This is a genomic window from Bacillus sp. N1(2025) (genome assembly GCF_053470005.1).
The window spans coordinates 67,833-87,428 of the sequence record NZ_JBLTJB010000009.1 but is presented as its reverse complement, the minus strand read 5'-3'; the positions used below and the strand labels follow the sequence as shown (position 1 = coordinate 87,428).

The following is a 19,596-nucleotide window of genomic DNA, read 5'->3' as shown; positions in this document are numbered from 1 at the left end:
AAGCACAACTTAAAAAGCGGGTGAGAAAATGAAAGCGGTTCTAGTACGGAAAGCATTTGATCTGGTGGTGACGGAATGTGAGAAACCGTCTGTTGCCCATGCGGATGATGTTCTTGTCAAGGTGAAGCGGGTCGGAATTTGCGGATCAGATTTGCATATTTATCATGGGACAAATCCGTTAGCGTCCCTGCCGAGAGTAATCGGTCATGAAGTCACAGGGGAAGTCGCAAAGACCGGTTCTCTTGTCCGGCGTTTCAAGCCGGGTGACCGCGTAGTGATTGAACCGATATCTTATTGCGGAACATGCTATGCCTGCCGGAAAGGACGTCCGAACGTCTGCAAAGCGCTTTCGGTGTTCGGCGTTCATGAAGATGGCGGGATGCGGGAATATATCGTGCTTCCGGAAAAGCAGCTGCATGCCGTTTCGCCCGATCTGCCCTGGGAGGAAGCGGTCATGGCAGAACCATATACGATTGGCGCCCAGGCCGTTTGGAGAGGCAGAGTCGAGAAGGAAGATACCGTTTTGATTCAGGGGGCGGGGCCGATCGGAATCTGCATATTAAAAATGGCAAAGCTCAAAGGCGCTTCCGTCATGATAACCGACTTGAATGATGAACGCTTGGCATTCGCCGAAAAAAACGGTGCGGACGTTACCGTCAACGCGCAAAAAGAAGATCCCGTTTTGCGGGTGAACGAATGGACAAAAAATGAAGGCGCCAATGTCGTCATTGATGCCGTCTGTCTCCCCTCAACGTTTGAAACGTCCATTGACGCGGTGTCTCCGGCCGGTCATGTGGTTGTGCTTGGTTTTGATGAGAGGACTGCCGGCATTTCTCAGCTTCCGATCACAAAAAAGGAAGTCACGATAACCGGTTCAAGATTGCAGACGAATCAGTTTCCGTACATTACAGACTTACTGAATAAAGGCCTGTTAACGCACGGCGGTCTTATTACACATACATTTTCAGCAGATGACGTCCATCAAGCATTTCAGTTGATCGAACAGCACCCGGGCAAGGTGGGAAAAGCAATCATTACGTTTGATTAAAGGAGGAGCGAGAATGCTGCCTAAGTACGCTATTTACGAAAAACTTCTGCATGCACAAGTGGTGGCTGTCATAAGGGGACAAAACAGCCAAGAGGCGCTTGAAGTTTCAAAAGCGGCCATTTCAGGAGGTATCAGCGCCATTGAGCTTACATACACAACTCCTGAAGTGGAAGATGTCTTTAAGGAACTCCGGCATCAAGATATTCTTCTTGGAGCCGGCTCTGTAATGGATACAGAAACGGCGAGACACGCCATTTTATCAGGCGCCTCATTTATCGTCAGCTCTCATTTTGTAAAAGAGATAGCATCTCTATGCAACCAGTACAGCGTACCGTATCTTCCGGGATGCATGAGCGTGTCTGATATGGCTTTGGCGCTCGAAGCCGGATGTGATGTGGTAAAGCTGTTCCCCGCTAATTCGTTTGACCCTTCATTTATCAAGTCGGTCAACGGTCCTCTGCCGAATGTCCGCATTATGCCGACCGGGGGTATCTCATTAAACAGCATGAATGACTGGCTCTCTGCCGGAGCGGTCGCGGTCGGTGTGGGAAGCGACTTGACAAAAGCATATCAAAAGGGCGGCTATGAAGCTGCCGTATCCCTCAGCAAAGAATACGTCTGCCGAAAACACGAATATACGGGGGTGTAACATGAATATCACGTTTCGCTGGTATGGCCAAGGTAATGATACGGTGACTCTTGAACATGTCAGACAAATTCCCGGGGTCAAAGGCATCGTCTGGGCTCTTCACCAGAAGCCCGCGGGCGAAGTATGGGAAAAGGAGGACATTGAAGCGGAAGTCAGATTCATTCAATCCTATGGGTTTCATGCAGAGGTCGTGGAAAGCGTGAATGTTCATGAAGCCATTAAACTCGGTCATGAAGAACGCGGACAATATATTGAGCACTATAAACAGACCATTCGCAATCTGTCCGAATTCGGTGTGAAAGTCATCTGTTACAATTTCATGCCGATATTTGACTGGACGCGTACCGATATGTTCCGCGCGCTGGAGGATGGGTCAACCGCACTGTTTTTTGAAAAAGCGAAAGTGGAAAGTCTATCTCCGGAGGAACTGATCCGCACGGTTGAAGAATCTTCTGATTTGACGCTTCCCGGGTGGGAGCCGGAGAAAATGGCCCGGATCAAGGAACTGTTTGAGGCCTATCAAACGGTTGATGAAAAACAGCTTTGGGCCAATCTTGAGTTCTTTTTACATGAAATTCTTCCTGTAGCGGAGGAACACGGCATTCAAATGGCCATTCATCCGGATGATCCGCCCTGCTCAATTTTTGGCCTGCCCCGTATTATCACCGGTGAGAAAAGCTACGAAAAGCTGCGAGAGATTTCAGATTCACCCGCCAATTGTATTACGTTATGCACGGGTTCGATGGGAGCGGATCCCGCCAATGATATGGTGAAGATCGCCAAACACTATGCGGGAGCTGCGCCGTTTGCCCATATACGAAATGTGAAAATCTGCGATAACGGTGATTTTACGGAAACTTCGCATCTTACCAGTGATGGGTCCATTGATATTACCGGTGTGGTAAAAGAATTGCACGGCCAAGACTATAAAGGATATGTACGGCCTGATCACGGCCGTCATATCTGGGGCGAACGATGCCGGCCGGGTTATGGTTTATATGATCGTGCCTTAGGAATTATGTACTTGAACGGACTGTGGGATGCGTTCTCGTTTCATGAGAAAGGGGTGAAGAGATGAGACCGATTCATGAACGTTTATCAGGAAGAACCGCTGTCATAACAGGCGGGAGCGGTGTTCTCTGTTCAGCAATGGCAAAGGAGCTTTCACGGCAGGGGATGAAAATTGCGATCGTCAGCCGGAATGCTGATAAAGCAGAGCGTGCGGCGGGCGAGATTGCTGACGCTGGAGGAACCGCGGTTTCTGTACCGGCTGATGTTTCAGCCCGTGATTCGCTCGAAAAGGCAAAAGACGAGATTATCAGCCGGTTCGGTTCTGTCAATCTTTTAATTAACGGAGCCGGGGGAAATCACCCTGATGCGATCACTGCAAGTGAGACGTATGAAGAGGATGAACAGGGCACATCATTTTTTGATATGGACGAAACGGGGTTTTCCAGCGTATTTTCAACCAACTTTACCGGTGCATTTCTGGCATCGCAAGTGTTTGGAAAAGACCTTTTGAAGGCGGAATGTCCCGCGATTATTAATATTTCTTCTATGAGTGCGTATACACCGATGACAAAGGTGCCCGCCTACAGCGCGGCCAAGGCCGCGATTCAGAATTTTACGATGTGGATGGCTGTTCATTTCGCAAAAAAAGGGATGCGGGTGAATGCCATCGCTCCGGGTTTCTTTTTGACAGCGCAAAACCGTGAGTTGTTATTACAGGAAGATGGAAGTCTGACAGACCGATCCAATAAGATTATGGCACATACACCGATGAAACGTTTCGGGAAACCGGAAGACCTTCTGGGAACGCTCCTGTGGCTTTCGGATGATTCATGCTCAGGCTTTGTCACAGGGGTCACCGTTCCCGTCGACGGAGGTTTTATGGCTTATTCCGGAGTGTGACAGAACCCATGTCCCTGTCAGATTGTAAACTATTTACTTCTGACTTATACTAGTGAAAAATGAAGACAGACGGGGATGAGTCTATGAAAACCATTACAATTTCTGATGTGGCGAAATATGCAAACGTATCTAAAAGCACCGTATCTCAATTTTTAAATCAGCGCTATGACTATATGAGCGAGAAAACGAAACAAAAAATAGAAGCGGCCATTCAAGAGCTGAACTATCAGCCGAATTTCGTCGCCCGCAGCTTAAAACAGAAATCAACATTTACAGTAGGTGTGGTGGTGGCTAATATTCTTCACACCTTTTCCACTCAGGTCATCAGGGCGGTGGAAGACTATTTTCATGAACAAGGATTTCATATTATTGTCTGCAATGCGGATGATGAACCGGAAAAAGAAAAGAAATATATTGAAATGCTGCGGGCCAAGCAGGTGGACGGAATTATTATTTTTCCGACGGGCGAAAATCTCTCTTTATATGAAAAGATGAAACGCGATACGTTTCCGGTCGTGTTTATGGACAGAACCATTGAAGAACTCGGGATTCCGACAGTGATGCTTGATAATCATCATGCAGCCGGTCTTGCCGTTGACCGGTTTATCGAAAGCGGCATAAAGAGAATCGCGATTATTACGACGTCCATTATTCGGGAAATCAGTCCGAGGGTAGAAAGGATTGAAGGGTATAAGAAGGCGCTTGACCGCCACGGAATGTTGGTGCGGAACGAATATATCAAAACAGCCGATGCGGCTGATATTTCCAATGTTTTGTCAGAGCTGTTCTCACTTCAGGAGCCTCCGAAAGCGATATTGGCGGCAAACGATATCGTTCTTGTTGAGGTGCTGAAGTATATGAAGGAGCATGATATGACAATTCCGGATAAGGCAGCCGTCATCGGAATTGATGAAGTTCCTTTTGCGGGTTTTTTTACTCCTCCGATTACGACGATCGTTCAGCCTGCGGCAGAAATGGCGCGAAAAGCGGGAAGCCTTCTTCTTCGCCAGATACAAGAAAAAGATGGCGGTGAAAAACGGATTCACCGCTATAAACCGGCGCTGCTCGTAAGGCAATCCGGATAACCGGTTTCATTGCATAAACCGGTTTACTCCGGCAATTTTAATATCTGAATATTATGAAATAAGAGGGAGGGATTTTATGTTCTCAAAGGATAGATTCCCTATTATTCTTCTTTTATTTTCAGCCGGGGTGATTAACTATTTAGACCGCTCAGCGCTGTCTATTGCAGCGCCGTTCATACAGCAGGATCTCACATTGTCGGCAACCCAAATGGGGCTGATTTTCAGCAGTTTCTCTGTCGGATACGCTGTGTTTAACTTTCTCGGCGGTGTTGCATCTGACCGGTACGGGGCTAAATTGACATTGTGTACGGCGATGATCGTTTGGTCTCTTTTCAGCGGAGCGGTTGCGCTTGCTTTCGGATTTGTAAGTCTTTTGATTATCCGTGTTTTATTCGGTATGGGGGAGGGGCCGCTGTCTGCTGCCATAAGCAAAATGGTCAACAATTGGTTTCCTCCGTCTCAGCGCGCCACGGTCATCGGCCTGACAAACAGCGGAACGCCGCTCGGCGGAGCGATCTCCGGCCCGATTGTCGGGATGATTGCTGTGGCGTTCAGCTGGAAAGTTTCCTTTGTCCTGATCATGATCATCGGTTTAGTCTGGGCGGTCATCTGGTTTAAATTTGTCAAAGAACGGCCGGCGCCGACGGAAGACGTTCCGGCAATGAAAGCAGCGATTCAATCGCATGAGCAGCATATCCCGATGACCTTTTATTTGAAACAAAAAACGGTTCTCTTCACGGCTTTTGCCTTTTTCGCCTACAACTACATTTTATTTTTCTTCTTAACATGGTTTCCGAGCTATCTGGTGAAAGAACGCGGTTTAAGTGTTGAATTTATGAGCGTGGTGACTGTTATCCCTTGGATTCTTGGATTTATCGGTTTGGCGGCAGGCGGAATGATTTCTGATTATGTATTCAAAAAAACCGCCGGAAAAGGGGTTTTGTTCTCACGGAAAGTCATTCTTGTCACTTGTCTGTTCGCTTCCGCTGTACTGATCGGATTTGCCGGACTTGTTACCACTACCGTAAGTGCCGTTATTCTCGTTGCTTTATCAGTCTTCTTTTTATATATAACGGGCTCTATCTATTGGGCGGTCATTCATGATGTGGTTGATCAAAGGAATGTCGGGTCAGTCGGCGGCTTTATGCATTTTCTTGCAAACACGGCCGGTATTATCGGGCCTGCTTTAACCGGCTTTATCGCGGACAAAAGCGGATCATTCTCGGGGGCGTTTTTGCTTGCAGGCGGATTAGCCGTTTTGGCCTCGGCTGCGGTAATCCGTTTCGTGCGTCCGATTATCATTCAAACCGCTTCTGAAGATAAAAAAGACACGATACCTTATTCATAAGTCATCAAAGTCACTGAGGCTGTCCTGCCGATAACGGGATGGCCTTTTCGTTCTGCCGCTTGATCTGTTCCTATGATAATATAGGAATTGTTTACAAAAGAAGGGAAGAGGAGGGGGCATGAAACAGAAGCCGATATATGTCGAAATCTATATTGCATCTGATATAGAAACGCTTTGGGAATATACGCAAACCCCGCATCTTCATAAGGAATGGGATCTGCGTTTTTCTGACATTACATATCTTCATAGGCTGCCAGATGAACCGCAGAGATTTCTATATGAAACACGAATCGGTTTTGGGCTGAAGGTATGCGGCACGGGCGAATCAATAGGTGACATAAGGCCTCGCTCGTCAGAAAGAGTGTCTTCGCTCGCTTTTGCCTCTGATCATCCGCTGTCACTTATAAAAGAAGGCAGGGGCTACTGGAAGTATATAGAGCGGGATAACGGACAAACCGCATTTTTGACTCAATATCAATATGAAACGGCCCGCGGTCTGCCGGGAAGTTGGATAGACCGGTTTTTATTTCGTCCTCTGCTAAGCTGGGCTACCGCATGGAGCTTTGATGCGTTGCGGCTTTGGATAGAACAAAACAGACATCCGAAGATATCAGTCCGTTTCGGGTTTGTCTATGTCTGTATGTGTCTCGTATTCAGTATGTATTGGTTTTTTCAAGGCTTTCATGATGGCTGTGCCGATGCAGAGATCGTGAGGGGAGCGCTGGAGACAGGGTTAGGGGTATTATGGCTGCTTCCCATGCGGAGAAAGTGGCTGATTCACACCGGGCAGTCAGTCTTCTTTTGTGTAACGGCACTGCTATATTCCGGCGGCGGATTCGTGATCTCATTAGGAGTGCTTACGATAGCCGGCATGATTCTTAAGCTCAAGCTGCCGAGCGCCTGGCATACAAAGCGAAAGAGAGAAGTGAAATGACGGATTCAATGTATGAAAAAACGATTACTCATTATCAATCACTGCACCCGATGCTGCAGAAACGGTACAGATTTGACGGATCACGCACGTTTTGCGGAGAAGGCGTTATGTCAGAAATAAAGGGAGGTTCTTTTCTTGTCAGAATGCTTTTAAAGACAGGTGTTTTTTTCAGATGTTTTTTCTCAGAGAGGGGAAACGATATCCCTTTCACTATCGAAAACAAAAACAGGCAAAATGGCGTGGAATGGAATCGTACCTTTTTCTTTAAAGGCAAAACGCGTTTTTTTGATGCGGTCATGGAATATGATGAGCGGGAAAACAGAATTCTTGATTACTTCGGCAAACCCCGCATCCTACTGTCTGAACTGCATTTAGAAGCGTCTTCAGAAGGAGGGCTTGTTATTACATCCGGAAGGCAGTGGCTCCTGATAGGCGGAAAGAAAATCCCGCTTCCGGCATGGCTGTGCGGCAGTTCAACCGTTTATGAGGCTTATGATGAGGAAATGAATAGCTTCAGCATAAAGGTTCATGTGAAAAATCGGATACTCGGCACGCTTTTCTCTTACCGGGGGACTTTCCGGGAAACAGAGGGAGAAACATGCTGAAGCGTCATCTCATGGTAAGCGTGATTTGCTTTTTGGGATTTGCGGCGGCTGAAGCTCCGCATATATCAGCTGCTGAGACGTTTGTTTTATTTTCCGTACTTTTTTTCGTTCCTGCTGTATTCGATTTTGCTTTTCGGCCGTCAAAGACCTTAGAGAATGTGTTGTTACGGAGTTATCCTGTTGCCGCTTTATGTGCGGTGCTTGCGCTTGTCACAGACTTCAGTTTTTTTGCCGTTGTGTGGCTCATTTATACGTTTGGGCTGGCACTGTATGCTGTCCGGCGGCTGATGAAAACAAATATTCACAGAACAGAAGAGATGTCTGTTATGGCGGGTTTCATTTATTTGGCCGGGGGCGGATTCTGGTTCTTCGCATATGTCCTTGAGATTCCCGTCATGAATTTCGGCCCGCTTATCGTTCTGCTGACGGCGGTGCACTTTCACTATTCCGCTTTTCTCATTCCGATCTTTAACGGATTGCTCGGCAGGATCATACGGGAGAAACGCGAACTTTACCGGTGGAGCACGGTCATTATTTTGATTTCGCCGATCCTTATTGCCTTGGGGATTACATTTTCAAAGACACTTGATGTGATTGCTGTCGCTCTGTATCTGGCGGGTCTGTATGTAAATGCATATCTCGTCTTTAAGGCGCCGTTTGTTACGAAAACAGGCAGGATCTTGATCAGGAGTTCTTCGGCTGTGTTAATGATCACAATTGCTTTTTCTTTGATATATTCGTACGGTGTCTACCGCGAGGAGGCAACGCTCACGATCAGCCAGATGATTTGGATTCACGGGGCCGTCAATGCATTCGGCGTTATCCTGCCGGCTTTGGCGGGGTGGAGGTTGGAAAATCCGAGACCGTTTGATGAGGGCAGTGATAGAACGTTCAGCCGTATTTACGGGAAGAGAACGATAGGCAAAGAATTTTTGACTGATATTCATACAGCAAATGACATCCATTATACCGGCCTTCTGAATCAGATGAGAGAACTGCATTCTGAAGACTTTTCAATTGAAAAACTGGCGCCGGCCGTTATTTCCTTTTATGAAGAGACAATTGATTATGACATCATGGCAAAAGTGACGTGGAGCAGATGGTTTCGTCCGTTCGCGCGCGTGTACGAGCCGTTCAGCAGAAGAGCGGGGCAGATTCACCTGTCCATGAATCCGGATTGGTATATTATGCACAGTGATATCATAGGCGTTGACTCTGACAAAGACGGCAGAAAAAATGTCCGTGCGTGGATCAGAACAAATGAAAAGCAGAAAACCGTTTTTACTGCGCTGTATTCAGAGTACAGGGCAAAAGGGGAAGGATACATGAATATATCTCTCCCGCTGCCGTACGGCCAAATGACGGGCATTTTAAAACCTTATGCGCGTAAGCAGAATCTTGTTTTGACAAGCAGACGGCGAAAAAGCGGAGCGGGTGATGAAGGGATTTATCTGCAGACGAAATGGGGGGCGTGTCATCTTCCGCTGGCAGAGACATTTCTTATTTCAGCCCAGAGCGAAACAAGCCTGAAGGCCGTTCATCATATGTGGCTGTTCGGACTGAAATTTTTAACTGTGCATTATCGGATCACTCACGCTTCCGCAGGTAACCGAAGCAAATAACAAGCTGCAGAGCCGTCTGTTCATCAGGCGGCTTTTTCTCATCTACATGGGTTATATTCACCTTAGCTCAGCTGTCAGGGATGGGCATGAGCGGTTATGTTGTCAGTGAATGAGGATGGGACGCAGCCTCGGTCTTGCCAGTCTTTGCCTGTCTTTCATGATTCGCGAAATGAAAACGACCGCAAAGATACCTGTTACATTGAGCGGTATGGTGAAGGCAGCCGGGCATATGTCCTTGCTGAAAATCTCGTTTTTATCCATTTTAGCCCATGACATGATTTTTACGAAAATGTTTGGCTTCACAACGGCATATGCGCTGCGTATAGGTGTCAGTGAGAAAGAAATCAGCTTGTTGTATGTGGGGATCGGATAAAATTCATGACAATATATGTATTTTTAGTGAAAATAAGTATCCTATCTACAAAATATGACAAATTCCCTTTGTACAAGATGGTAAAATCAGATTACCTGCTAAGTGAGAAAGCAGCAGGCAATAAATCATAAGGGGGCAATATTAATGTTAAAAAGTAAAATTAAAAAAATAGCCGGTGCGGCTGTAATTGCTGGAGCATTATTAGTTTCTGTGTCGCCAGCAAAAGCAGAAACTCTTCCGGGATTGATCTGGGTCATGGACAAATATACTGACGCTTTTAAATTCGACATGTTTATTAAAAACGGAAATGAAAAATGGGTTTATGTTTACACAAGATTATCCGATGGCAAAGTTGATGTGGAAGAAGTAAAGTGTGAAACAATTTATAAAGATCGATGCTATGTAAAGCAGTAAGAAATAAATACAAATCGTAATACATCCTATTTTTTTAATTCTGTCTCACCAACTAAGTATACTTAAGATAACGAGACAGAATTTTCATTAAAGATTTAACTTCCTAGAATATATATTATGTAAACTAGATAAAATGAAATTCATATCCAATAATCTATCTTCATCATTTTAATACCAAAACCTCTACCTCCTCAATAAATTAAATTGGTCATAGAGGTTTTTGAATTAATGAGCTACCATGAGGACGAAACTGAAAATCTATTCTTTCTCTTTAAATTATATTCACCCATAATAGATTAACATGGATAAAAATAAACCGAACCTGCAGAAATCTTTGAATTAATCATAAAATCTTTGTTCTCTAAAGCTTTTTTAATTTGGTCTTTTTTATAAGGAATATGAATAGTTGGTACCTTTAGCATAGAGTCTTTAAAAACAGGGACTCGACTCCATAAATTCACCACTTCTGATCTGAAAACCTTTGTAGTGCAGTCGATGATGTCACTCTTTTCGGAAAGTTCAGGGTATACAACGATAACTGGTAGCCCCTTCACATTAATACCGTAATCAATTTCTTCTCGCAAAGCTTTGCTGTTTTCAGTATGCTTACTTAAAAAAAAGATTATATTTTTTGATTGATCTAATCTTTTTCTTAATCTTGGCTTTAATGTTTTCTCCCAATCACTACCGTCCCGTACATTGTATGTTTTATCGTGGGAGTCATTAAATGGGTAGTTATTATCTTTTCCTTTCCATGCTCTTAACATGTTATACGACACAAAATCCTTGGTTGCATTAGCCCCTAAACTACTTTCACTAAACGGTTCACTGACATAGAAAGCAGCATAATTTCCATTCCTATAACCCATTCTTCTCAAACTCCTTTAACTTATAAAAATTGATCTTCTTGTGATCATTTTTGTACAAAAGAATTGTAACTTTGGCTGGTTCTCTAAACTTTACTTTACTGATCTGAAATGTCCACAACATTATATGTAATAGTTCATTGACTCCAACATCAGAATCCACATGTCTTGTTATTCCAGAACCTAATAAGGGGATAAACACTTCTTTGCTTGCATGTAATGTATTGATTTCATTCCATACATTAAGCATGCAGCTTGCATATTCATTTAGTTTTAATTGGGCACGATTTTCCCTATCAAACTTCGAAAAAGCAACTAGAAAAAAATCCATATCTTTAAAGACTGATCCCAAGCTGTAACGTGTTGTTTTTCCTCCAAAAGGTCTTTCAACATTTTTTTCTTCAATTTTAAGTTTTACGTCATCTTTAATTTTCTGATCCAACTCAGTGATATCTTGATGTGAATAATAACGCTTTATATATTGACCATTTAATGTTTCGCGGGCGATTATTACGTCATCTACTTGAGTGTCAAAATACTCATTAAATGCAATGACTTTATAATTATTTCTTGGCACTTCAAAAATATCACCTTTTTTAATTTCAACTTCGGAACCATTGAGATTAAGAGTGATATTATTCATAAAAAGTAGTCTAATGAATTGAACAATTATTATGACTAGCGACAACCCTACTAATATAAGTAAAATAATTAATCTACAACGAGCATCCAAGTCTAGAAATGAAATGAATGTACTCACACTAGTTGGAATAGTCAGAATTATACTCAGAGCCCACCTTCTAAATGTCTTATCTCTTATTAATTCTTTAAACTTCCACATAAAACCTCCAATGTTAGTATTGCGATCACTACCTATTATATTCATATTTTCAATTTATTACAATGAAAATATGAATATAGAACCATGACATAAATCTTGTGTAATGATTATGTCTTATCTAATAATGAAGAGCGCCTTTGACTAGGCCCTCTTCATTATTAGATTTAAATTGAACATCTGTTCAGTGAATCATATCTACTCCTGGGCTTTCTTGAGATTGCTAACAACATTTGTACAGGCCCATATACTGTTTCAGAGTTTCATCCGCCACGTAAACCTCCTTGTATTGCTGTTAAGATGATAAAAGCGGACATCGTTGCTGATGTCCGCCTAAAGCTTAACTAATTGGGTTCTGTTCCCCAAATCAGTTTTCCTTGATGATATAATGTGATTTTTTTCGTTGTTTTAAACGTATTTGATTGGAAAAAGGAATAATCGCCGCTTTGTGCATAATTGCTCCAGTCATCATTGTGAAGACGAAGCTGAATATTCCCTGTGCTTGCTCCCGGTGACAGCGTTCCTGTTTTAAACCCCAGTTCCAGATAGGTATCTGCACCTTGCTTAGGTTTATGCAGCGTCACAAATTTGTGGGTCAGATTGCCGCATCCAATCTGCGCGTAGTCACAGTCAAAGTCAAAGTTTTGGCCTTTGTTTTTCACGTTATACCAGTAACGGGCAGTGACATCTTTTAAATCCACCGTCGCATCGCCGTTATTTTTTATGTGAAGCTGCGGGCGGATTTGATTGCTGTTCACACGCCCATCCCCTGCTTTGTATTGTACAGAAATACCTTTTTCCTGTGTGGGGTTATCTTGTGCTGGCGTTTCAGGGCGTTCTTTCGTTGAATCTTTGTAGCCGCGAATGTTTTCTCTAACGAATGTTCCTGAAGCAGTTAAATCTGTAAGCGGCCAGCCGCCTGTTTTAGATGCTCCCGGCTTTAAAGCCGAGGATGATTCCTGCTTATCAGAAAGATTCCAGTTCACCCAGCTGATGTTCTTGCTGTCGAGATAATTCAGCCATTCCCGCGACTGGCCAAGGAATACACCGCCATTTCCAGACGCATCGCTTGTTCCCCATTCCGTCACGAAAATAGGCGCTCCTTTGCTGAGTGCGTAGTTTGCTTTATCCCGTAAAGATTGGCCGTGTGTGCCGGCATAAAAATGAAGCGCGTACATGACGTTTGCATCTTTTAGCTGGTCATCGGCAGCATCATTCACATCCTGGCTCCATGTACCGGTTCCGACAATGATGATGTTGTCTGGATCATTTTTGCGGATAACGGAAATCACTTCTTCCGCATACGGTTTAATATCACGCTTCCAGTTCACGTCACCGTTTGGTTCGTTTGCAATTTCATAAATGACGTTTGGCGTGTTTCCGTAAAGACTTGACATCTCCTTGAAAAATTCTTTTGCCTTCTCTTTATTTTGGTTTGGGTTGCCGTCATTTAAGATATGCCAGTCAATGATGACATATATCCCAAGTTCTTTTGCCGCTTCAACCGCTTCTTTTACTTTATTTTTCACGGACGGGTTGTCAATATAACCGCCATCTGCCGTATACATTGCCGCGCGGAAAACGGTGATGCCCCAATCGTCTCTCAGCCATTTTAAGCTGTCTTTATTGACGAAATCGCCATACCATTGCAATCCATGTGAACTGATCCCTTTCAGTTGTACCGCTTTGCCGTCTCGGTTTACGAGTTGTGTACCTTTTATGCTAAGCTGACCATTCTTGGCTACTGGCGTTTTTGTCCCTGCTGCAGATGCCGGCGAAGGCAGCAAGCCGCCCATTGTCAATACCGCAATCAATAAACACGTAATAAAAATAGAAATTGACCGTTTCATATCTAATCTTTTCCTCCCTCGCATCATTTTGGCTCTTCACTTCTTATGAGCTCGAACTCATTGTAAAAATCTTTCTCATGATTGTCTATCAACCTAATTTCTTGTTTTTGAGAGGTGTAAAAGCCTGTCAATTTGCTCTATCTCTATTAAATAAGACACACCTGACACATATAGAACAAAGAAAACCGGACTGAAACGGGACTTTACACGTCATTTTTCAATCGAATCCAACGTAGACACGCTGAATGTGATGAGTCTCAATATGGCATTGAATCTTATGATTGCTGTAAGAAGACGAGCCCTTGCCCGTCCTTGTTAATGTAAGGTTGATGTAAGGTTTGGATTAATACGGGTTAAGGTTGGAGTTGTACAATAAGATTGTACTTCAGTGAGGGATTCAGCCAGAAGAATTCCCCTTCAATAAATCATAGAGGTGAAAAGGTTTGAGAGAAAATAAAATTTTGTCTTCATTATGTTACTTCAGTATATTTTTTGCGCCGTTTCTGTTTCCGATTATCGTCTATTTCTTAGGCCAGGACGATGTGAAATATCATGCGAAAAAATCTTTGTGGACGCATCTGATTCCTTATTTGATTTTTGTAATTGGCATCATCGCTTCAGGTTTACTTGGTATGAATGACATCAGGCACGCCGGGCCTTTCCTGCTTGCGACGTATGCTGTTACATTCCTTGTGGCGATCTACTTTTTCATTTGGAACATTGTCAAAGGAATCAAAGTGTTTTCGGAACAATAGGAAAAAAAGGTTCTGTTATTGATCAACAGAACCTTTTTTTGTATAGCCATTATGATAATTGTATATCTATCGTTGTCCCTTCTCCCGTGGTGCTTTGAATGGTGATGTCCCCTCCGTGCTTTTGGATAATATCCTTTGCTATGGCCATTCCAAGACCAGAGCCTGCATGCGTCGTTCCTGTATTTGTGCCCCTGTAATAGCGATCAAACACTTTTTCCAGCTCCTCTTCTTCTATCCCTTTGCCGTTGTCCTTAATTGTCACATGAGTTCGTTCTTTTTGTTCAAGCTGTACAACGATCTTCACATCAGGATCATTGTGAACGAGGGCATTTAAAATGAGATTCGTGACCGCTCTCCGAATTAATATCGCATCAAGGTTCAGCATCAGCTTTTCCAGGTTCGTTTGAAGTTCAATGGATTTATCCGCATATCTAGAATCGTTTAACATATCAATTAACGTTTCCCGCAGCAGCGATACAAGGTTTACCCGCTCTGTATGTAACATCACATCGTTGTTTTTCAGCCTTGTCGTTAAATTTAAATCTTCCATCACATCTTTCATATAGAGGGATTTACTCTGAATGATCTGGGCGTACTCTCTGATCTGTTCGACTGTGAGATGGTAATTTGGATCTTGGATGATTTCTGCATAGCCTTGAATAGATGCTAATGGTGTTTTAATGTCATGAGAAATATGACTGATCCACTCTTCACGCATTTGCTCTAATTTATCTTTTTCTTTTTTGCTTGAAGATAGTTGTTCCGATAAATGATTGACATTATAGAAGACATCTTTATAAATGCCTTTGGATTTCATTTTGATCGTATAATCTCCATTAGCTAACCGCTGGATTCCTTGAATGACACGGCCGAGCGGTTTTGTGAGCTGCCGGCTGAATAGATAGCCGATGAGTAACGCGATCAATGCATCTATTGATAATAATATGATGGTCCCTGCATTGAACTTCGTCACAAATTCCTTGGTATCATATGAGAGGACATACTTTCCGAGAGAGGGATTTTTAAACCCTATAAAGTAACTGTACTCCTTGCCGTTTACTTTTTTTCCGCCGGCGTAAATGGTTGATAATAATTGTTCATCCTTATATTTATGTAAATTTACAATTTCAATAGGCGTATATTTTTTCTTCAGTCCTTTAGGTTCTCTATCATGATAAACATCCTGTCCGTTTTCATCTAATATTTGAATCCATGCATTCTGCTCTTTTAAAGCTTTTTGGCCCTCTTTGTTTACTGTGATACCATTGTTCGATAACGTGACATATTGCCGGAATGATCTTGTGAAAGTTTCCGGTGTACTTTCTTCGTCATGTTGGGTGTTCGCCTGGAAAACGAGCCAAAACATAAAAATAAATAAATTAATGAAGACTGTAATGATGGTCACTATGATGACAGAGACCATGTATCTGCCTGTTAATCGCCAATTCATCCTTACGCATCCTTTACAACAAATTTGTAGCCTAACCCTTTCACAGTGACGAGAAAGTCTGGTTTTGATGGGGTGTTTTCTATTTTCTCACGGAGCCTGCGTATATGAACCATCACCGTGTTGTCAGAACCGAAGAAATCTTCTCCCCATACCGCTTGATAGAGTGTTTCTTTACTGATCACCCGATTGGGATGCTGCAGAAAATAGGTCATAAGCATAAGTTCTTTAGGTGTTAACTCAATAGCCGCTCCATTTTTGGTGAGCTCGGCTTGTTGTTGGTTTAATTCAAATGGCCCTTTTTTTATTACGGTTCCGGTTTGAGAAGGCTGTAAGTAAGAGACCCGTCTCAGCTGCGCTTTGACTCGATATGCAACTTCCTTAGGGCTGAAGGGTTTTGTAATGTAGTCGTCCCCGCCGATGGCAAGTCCTACAATTTTATCCGTTTCCTCCCCCTTTGCAGACAAAAAGATAATAGGAACGTGTGAAATGTCTCTTATTTGCTTGCAGATATCATAGCCTTCACCGTCTGGCAGCATGATATCCAATATCACCAGATCGGGATTTTCTTGATGAAATTGAGCCAATCCGTCACGGGCAGTCGAAGCGGTCACTACGCGATCAATGCCTTCTCTTATTAATACGGTTTTGATCAGTTCCAAAATTTCTTTTTCATCGTCTATGATTAATACTTTGCTGTGAAGCCGTGACATATATTGATCACTCCTTGAAGTCATTGTCATTATTATACCCAATGTCCGTGTATCGTTAAAAAAATCAACACTTCTCTCCCACAGAAAATAAGCCAATTTTCTTTTTCGAGTAAGAAAATTGGCTTATTGCAATGCTGATGCCTTTAACGCTTTACAACAAATGTTGTCACGCTTTGAGCCGGAAGATGGGCCCAAAAATGATTGTCCGTTACTTTGAGATCCGTTCCAGGTTGAAGATTGCTGCTGCTGCTCGTGATCCATCTGGATACTTGCGAAGCAGTTCCATTCTGCAGTACAAAGTTTTGGTTGACCCCTGTGTTATTTTTATTAATGGCAACAATCACGACTTTATTGTCTCCTTTATAGGCTGACACGTAAACATTCGGTTCAGGATTTTTCGTTGCATCAATCCTTACATAGCCAGGGCGCACAAATTTTGAGAAATGAGCCATATTGTATCCGCGTTTGCTGATCATCCCATCTTCTTTCATAGGGCCGTATGATCTGCGGATGTACCACCACACATAAGCTTGAAAATCTCCCTCTACCATTGAATGATGAATATGCTCTGAAACACCTAAAGCCTCAGGCCAGCGATCCGCTGAATTGTTGTCACTGTTCGGATAGTATACCTCCGTCATCCATAGCTCTTTCCCTCCTCCTTTTTGTTTGAAAAGAGGATAAGGGAATTGGCTGACCTGAGTGCCGTACAGGTGGGCTCCGAGGATATCCATATTCCTAAGCGCCTGCGGATCGTTCAAAATGGGGTCCGATATATTTTTCAGGTATTGAAATGATTCCGGCGCAATCACGCGGGCATTAATGGAACCGGCATTTTCTCTCATGAAACGCAGGATTTCTTGGGGCGTCCACCATGTCCATTCGTGAGCGTAATCAGGCTCGTTTTGCATAGAAATCGCATACAGATTCACACCATTACTCTTCATGAAATTAACGAAATCGTTAAGATGCTGCGCGTATGCGGCGTACTTATCGTATCTCAGCCGCTTAGCTGATGTGTCACCATTATGATTGAAAGTCTCAACCATATCGTTCGGCGGATTCCAAGGGGAAGCGAAAACGATTGCTCCATGTTTGATCGCACTCTTTGCAGTCTCCACTTCCTTGTACCAATTATTTCTATTTTCATCTACATGAATTCTTAAGACCGAAAAACCTAACTGATTCTGTCCATTGCCAAAAGCGGTCTCCCGTTGAGGCGCAGTCAAATCTCCAATCCAAGCCGGGTGGTTCATTCCTCCAAAACCGCGAATCACTTGTCTATCTGCAGATATATTAACTGTCGCATCACTTGCTGCTGAAACTTCAGTAACTCCCGGTCCTAAGAGCATGACGGACATCATTGTGAAACATACCAATAATACACAAATTGATTTTTTTACGCTCGACATCATTTTTTCCTCTCTTTCATATGTCTTTTATGGACTTAGAAAACGTACCTTTGCTTATCTTTGTGTAAACTGCCAGTAATCAACGTTAAACAAGTTTCCTGTACCAGTTCCCGTAAATACAAAGAATACGTTGTGAACACCGGATGCGCCGCTTACCGCAGTTTCTATTTCTCTCCAGGATTGCGTTCCGCCTGTCGAAGGGACATTCAAGGTTCCGACAAGCTTACCGTTTGCACTGTCTAGCCGTACTTCTATTTTTCCGCCTCTAGCGGACGCTACATTTGCTTTAAACGTCCTAGCGCCGCCTGACTCGAAGTCTGCATTTCCAACAGCAATCCAGTCTCCGTTATGAATGTTTGTGACATGTTGATTATTGACCGGCCCGCCGGGTGCTGAGGATGCCTCTGTCAAAATTCGTCCGTTCCAGGCAAACGTTTCCGCTTCTACCCGGTGATATGGATTCAAGTTGGATAGCTGTTTGACACCTGCAAAATTTGCCGCTACCTCTTGCAGGGAGCCATCTGGATTATGCACAAGCTTATTAATATGGGGAGAACGGTATCCTTTGCCGGCCCCGTAAAGAGCGGAGCTGACAGTTTGAGTATGATACACCACATACCACTCGTTTTTAAAATTGAAAACAGCATGGTGATTGTTCCCGCCGCCTCCGAAAAATGCTCCCGGATTTTTCAGAAAGTGCCCTCTATACGAAAAGAAACCCATGGGACTTGAGCTGGTCATATAGCCAATCTCACCTGGAGGTTTATCGGCCGGGTGCGCGCCCCCGAAATTGATACAATAGGAATAGTAATATTTCCCGTTATACTTATGCATCCCTGAGTCTTCAAACATAAATGGCGCATCAATGGTCGATGCACTTCCGGCAACACTGGTCATATCAGGACCTAATTTCATGACTCTTGCTGTTTTAGGATTGGCCCATTGTCCCTGCGTTGGATTTGAACCGCCCGGAACGCCTCCGCCGGCATATAGGTAACCGGTACCGTCATCATCTACGAATACTGCCGGATCAAAAAGCCATACAACACCGGACATTCCTGGCGTATTTGGCGTTACCAGCGCTTTTCCGATCGGATCTGTCCATGGACCGGTCGGGCTGTCTGCGGTGAGAACCCCGATACCTCCGCCGCCGTTTGCGAAATAAAGGAAAAATTTATCCTTACCATTGATCTTTTTCACCGCGGCTGACGGGGCCCATGATGCTCCTGCCCATTTGGCAATCCCCCGGCCGCCATTCGCCCCATTGGCACCCGCTGCGGGAATCGCTCCGTGATCTGTCCAGTTCACCATATCCGCTGAAGATATGACGGATATTTTATTCAAATTGGCAAATGAATTATCCTTAATCGTGCCGTCGCTATTATATTCATAGTCATCGCTTGACATATAGATGTAGACTCTTCCGTTATAGGTCAGCGCAAACGGATCTGCGCCCAGATGATGGTCGATAAGCGGATTTGAATTCCCGGCATGTTTTGCAATTGGAGTGCTTACCGCATTCGCATATTCCCCAGGTAAACAGCTCAATAATAAAGCAAGAATCAATAAACATACGCTGCACTTTTTCATCAGCTTAACATCCTCCTGTTTCCGCATATTAGGTTTTTAAAAAATATGATAACAACAGGTCATGAAGAATGCGTAAAATGAATGATTTTTAGAGTGAAAACGCTGCAAATATCTGACCCTCTTTTATGAAAAATGC

19 protein-coding genes are annotated in these 19,596 nt (G+C 43.6%); 12 read left to right on the top strand and 7 right to left on the bottom strand.

Translation table 11 applies throughout. The features are described 5' to 3' along the window. Nucleotides 1-28: 28 nt before the first annotated feature. The 11 genes from ACNFN4_RS17645 to ACNFN4_RS17595 all read left to right on the top strand — a co-directional run bounded on the left by ACNFN4_RS17645 (nt 29) and on the right by ACNFN4_RS17595 (nt 9,989). The gene (locus ACNFN4_RS17645; RefSeq protein WP_414971891.1) at nt 29-1,048 is read left to right on the top strand and encodes a zinc-binding alcohol dehydrogenase family protein; all 1,020 of its coding nucleotides are present in this window, start codon (nt 29-31) and stop codon (nt 1,046-1,048) included. Between the two features lie 13 nt (nt 1,049-1,061). Continuing rightward, complete coding sequence (locus tag ACNFN4_RS17640; protein ID WP_021493409.1) at nt 1,062-1,697, top strand: bifunctional 2-keto-4-hydroxyglutarate aldolase/2-keto-3-deoxy-6-phosphogluconate aldolase; 636 nt, start codon at nt 1,062-1,064, stop codon at nt 1,695-1,697. Nucleotide 1,698: 1 nt separating this feature from the next. Further along, nucleotides 1,699-2,775 carry a mannonate dehydratase gene (gene uxuA / locus ACNFN4_RS17635; protein WP_128496658.1) on the top strand — a complete coding sequence of 359 codons (1,077 nt, stop codon included), beginning with the start codon at nt 1,699-1,701 and terminating at the stop codon, nt 2,773-2,775. Beyond that, nucleotides 2,772-3,608, top strand: a complete 837-nt coding sequence (locus tag ACNFN4_RS17630) for an SDR family oxidoreductase (RefSeq protein WP_053285107.1) — start codon at nt 2,772-2,774, stop codon at nt 3,606-3,608. Before uxuA ends, ACNFN4_RS17630 begins: the two co-directional genes overlap by 4 nt. 83 nt (nt 3,609-3,691) lie before the next feature. Then, nucleotides 3,692-4,693 carry a substrate-binding domain-containing protein gene (locus tag ACNFN4_RS17625; protein ID WP_014418031.1) on the top strand — a complete coding sequence of 334 codons (1,002 nt, stop codon included), beginning with the start codon at nt 3,692-3,694 and terminating at the stop codon, nt 4,691-4,693. Nucleotides 4,694-4,769: 76 nt separating this feature from the next. After that, entirely contained in the window at nt 4,770-6,041 is a 1,272-nt protein-coding gene (locus ACNFN4_RS17620; protein WP_159354213.1) for an MFS transporter, read from the top strand. A gap of 118 nt (nt 6,042-6,159) precedes the next feature. Then, complete coding sequence (locus tag ACNFN4_RS17615) at nt 6,160-6,975, top strand: hypothetical protein (protein WP_022553278.1); 816 nt, start codon at nt 6,160-6,162, stop codon at nt 6,973-6,975. Beyond that, on the top strand, nt 6,972-7,580 hold the full coding sequence (locus ACNFN4_RS17610) for a DUF4166 domain-containing protein (protein WP_038461489.1): 609 nt from the start codon (nt 6,972-6,974) through the stop codon (nt 7,578-7,580). Before ACNFN4_RS17615 ends, ACNFN4_RS17610 begins: the two co-directional genes overlap by 4 nt. After that, on the top strand, nt 7,574-9,202 hold the full coding sequence (locus ACNFN4_RS17605; protein ID WP_448200360.1) for a YndJ family protein: 1,629 nt from the start codon (nt 7,574-7,576) through the stop codon (nt 9,200-9,202). The genes ACNFN4_RS17610 and ACNFN4_RS17605 overlap by 7 nt, the downstream gene beginning before the upstream one ends. A gap of 109 nt (nt 9,203-9,311) precedes the next feature. Beyond that, nucleotides 9,312-9,575, top strand: coding sequence for a hypothetical protein (locus ACNFN4_RS17600; protein WP_014418036.1), 264 nt, complete (start codon nt 9,312-9,314; stop codon nt 9,573-9,575). A 144-nt stretch (nt 9,576-9,719) separates the two neighbouring features. Continuing rightward, nucleotides 9,720-9,989 (top strand): hypothetical protein, encoded by a 270-nt coding sequence (locus ACNFN4_RS17595; RefSeq protein ID WP_014418037.1) that lies wholly within the window; start codon nt 9,720-9,722, stop codon nt 9,987-9,989. A gap of 296 nt (nt 9,990-10,285) precedes the next feature. Here ACNFN4_RS17595 and thsB read toward each other — a convergent pair whose 3' ends face one another. The 3 genes from thsB to ACNFN4_RS17580 form a co-directional block, all read right to left on the bottom strand. Beyond that, the gene (gene thsB / locus ACNFN4_RS17590) at nt 10,286-10,858 is read right to left on the bottom strand and encodes a Thoeris anti-phage system ThsA activator ThsB (protein WP_014418038.1); all 573 of its coding nucleotides are present in this window, start codon (nt 10,856-10,858) and stop codon (nt 10,286-10,288) included. Then, on the bottom strand, nt 10,848-11,741 hold the full coding sequence (gene thsA, locus ACNFN4_RS17585; RefSeq protein WP_014418039.1) for a Thoeris anti-phage system NAD(+) hydrolase ThsA: 894 nt from the start codon (nt 11,739-11,741) through the stop codon (nt 10,848-10,850). The genes thsB and thsA overlap by 11 nt, the downstream gene beginning before the upstream one ends. Before the next feature lie 296 nt (nt 11,742-12,037). Next, complete coding sequence (locus ACNFN4_RS17580) at nt 12,038-13,543, bottom strand: cellulase family glycosylhydrolase (RefSeq protein ID WP_326233322.1); 1,506 nt, start codon at nt 13,541-13,543, stop codon at nt 12,038-12,040. Nucleotides 13,544-13,986: 443 nt separating this feature from the next. Between ACNFN4_RS17580 and ACNFN4_RS17575 the strand changes: the two genes are divergently transcribed. Further along, nucleotides 13,987-14,298 (top strand): DUF4870 domain-containing protein, encoded by a 312-nt coding sequence (locus tag ACNFN4_RS17575; protein ID WP_014418041.1) that lies wholly within the window; start codon nt 13,987-13,989, stop codon nt 14,296-14,298. A 49-nt stretch (nt 14,299-14,347) separates the two neighbouring features. On the opposite strand, the gene ACNFN4_RS17570 is transcribed toward ACNFN4_RS17575, so the two are convergent. The 4 genes from ACNFN4_RS17570 to ACNFN4_RS17555 all read right to left on the bottom strand — a co-directional run bounded on the left by ACNFN4_RS17570 (nt 14,348) and on the right by ACNFN4_RS17555 (nt 19,463). Further along, nucleotides 14,348-15,748: an ATP-binding protein gene (locus ACNFN4_RS17570; protein WP_448200359.1), complete on the bottom strand. Its 1,401-nt coding sequence runs from the start codon at nt 15,746-15,748 to the stop codon at nt 14,348-14,350. 2 nt (nt 15,749-15,750) lie between these two features. Next, a complete protein-coding gene (locus ACNFN4_RS17565; RefSeq protein WP_017417897.1) occupies nt 15,751-16,458 on the bottom strand; it encodes a response regulator transcription factor in 708 nt (235 codons plus the stop codon). Nucleotides 16,459-16,601: 143 nt separating this feature from the next. Continuing rightward, a complete protein-coding gene (locus tag ACNFN4_RS17560; RefSeq protein WP_014418044.1) occupies nt 16,602-17,873 on the bottom strand; it encodes a glycoside hydrolase family 30 beta sandwich domain-containing protein in 1,272 nt (423 codons plus the stop codon). A gap of 51 nt (nt 17,874-17,924) precedes the next feature. Next, complete coding sequence (locus tag ACNFN4_RS17555; RefSeq protein ID WP_160216949.1) at nt 17,925-19,463, bottom strand: glycoside hydrolase family 43 protein; 1,539 nt, start codon at nt 19,461-19,463, stop codon at nt 17,925-17,927. Between the last annotated feature and the right edge of the window lie 133 nt (nt 19,464-19,596).

What these genes read in the sequence shown, in the direction of transcription:
- ACNFN4_RS17645 (WP_414971891.1), top strand. Translation starts at nt 29, where the DNA reads ATGAAAGCGGTTCTAGTACGGAAAGCATTTGATCTGGTGGTGACGGAA.
- ACNFN4_RS17580 (WP_326233322.1), bottom strand. Translation starts at nt 13,543, where the DNA reads ATGAAACGGTCAATTTCTATTTTTATTACGTGTTTATTGATTGCGGTA.
- ACNFN4_RS17620 (WP_159354213.1), top strand. Translation starts at nt 4,770, where the DNA reads ATGTTCTCAAAGGATAGATTCCCTATTATTCTTCTTTTATTTTCAGCC.
- ACNFN4_RS17615 (WP_022553278.1), top strand. Translation starts at nt 6,160, where the DNA reads ATGAAACAGAAGCCGATATATGTCGAAATCTATATTGCATCTGATATA.
- ACNFN4_RS17570 (WP_448200359.1), bottom strand. Translation starts at nt 15,748, where the DNA reads ATGAATTGGCGATTAACAGGCAGATACATGGTCTCTGTCATCATAGTG.
- ACNFN4_RS17600 (WP_014418036.1), top strand. Translation starts at nt 9,312, where the DNA reads ATGAGGATGGGACGCAGCCTCGGTCTTGCCAGTCTTTGCCTGTCTTTC.
- ACNFN4_RS17630 (WP_053285107.1), top strand. Translation starts at nt 2,772, where the DNA reads ATGAGACCGATTCATGAACGTTTATCAGGAAGAACCGCTGTCATAACA.
- ACNFN4_RS17610 (WP_038461489.1), top strand. Translation starts at nt 6,972, where the DNA reads ATGACGGATTCAATGTATGAAAAAACGATTACTCATTATCAATCACTG.
- ACNFN4_RS17595 (WP_014418037.1), top strand. Translation starts at nt 9,720, where the DNA reads ATGTTAAAAAGTAAAATTAAAAAAATAGCCGGTGCGGCTGTAATTGCT.
- thsA (WP_014418039.1), bottom strand. Translation starts at nt 11,741, where the DNA reads ATGAATATAATAGGTAGTGATCGCAATACTAACATTGGAGGTTTTATG.
- uxuA (WP_128496658.1), top strand. Translation starts at nt 1,699, where the DNA reads ATGAATATCACGTTTCGCTGGTATGGCCAAGGTAATGATACGGTGACT.
- ACNFN4_RS17625 (WP_014418031.1), top strand. Translation starts at nt 3,692, where the DNA reads ATGAAAACCATTACAATTTCTGATGTGGCGAAATATGCAAACGTATCT.
- ACNFN4_RS17560 (WP_014418044.1), bottom strand. Translation starts at nt 17,873, where the DNA reads ATGATGTCGAGCGTAAAAAAATCAATTTGTGTATTATTGGTATGTTTC.
- thsB (WP_014418038.1), bottom strand. Translation starts at nt 10,858, where the DNA reads ATGGGTTATAGGAATGGAAATTATGCTGCTTTCTATGTCAGTGAACCG.
- ACNFN4_RS17640 (WP_021493409.1), top strand. Translation starts at nt 1,062, where the DNA reads ATGCTGCCTAAGTACGCTATTTACGAAAAACTTCTGCATGCACAAGTG.
- ACNFN4_RS17605 (WP_448200360.1), top strand. Translation starts at nt 7,574, where the DNA reads ATGCTGAAGCGTCATCTCATGGTAAGCGTGATTTGCTTTTTGGGATTT.
- ACNFN4_RS17565 (WP_017417897.1), bottom strand. Translation starts at nt 16,458, where the DNA reads ATGTCACGGCTTCACAGCAAAGTATTAATCATAGACGATGAAAAAGAA.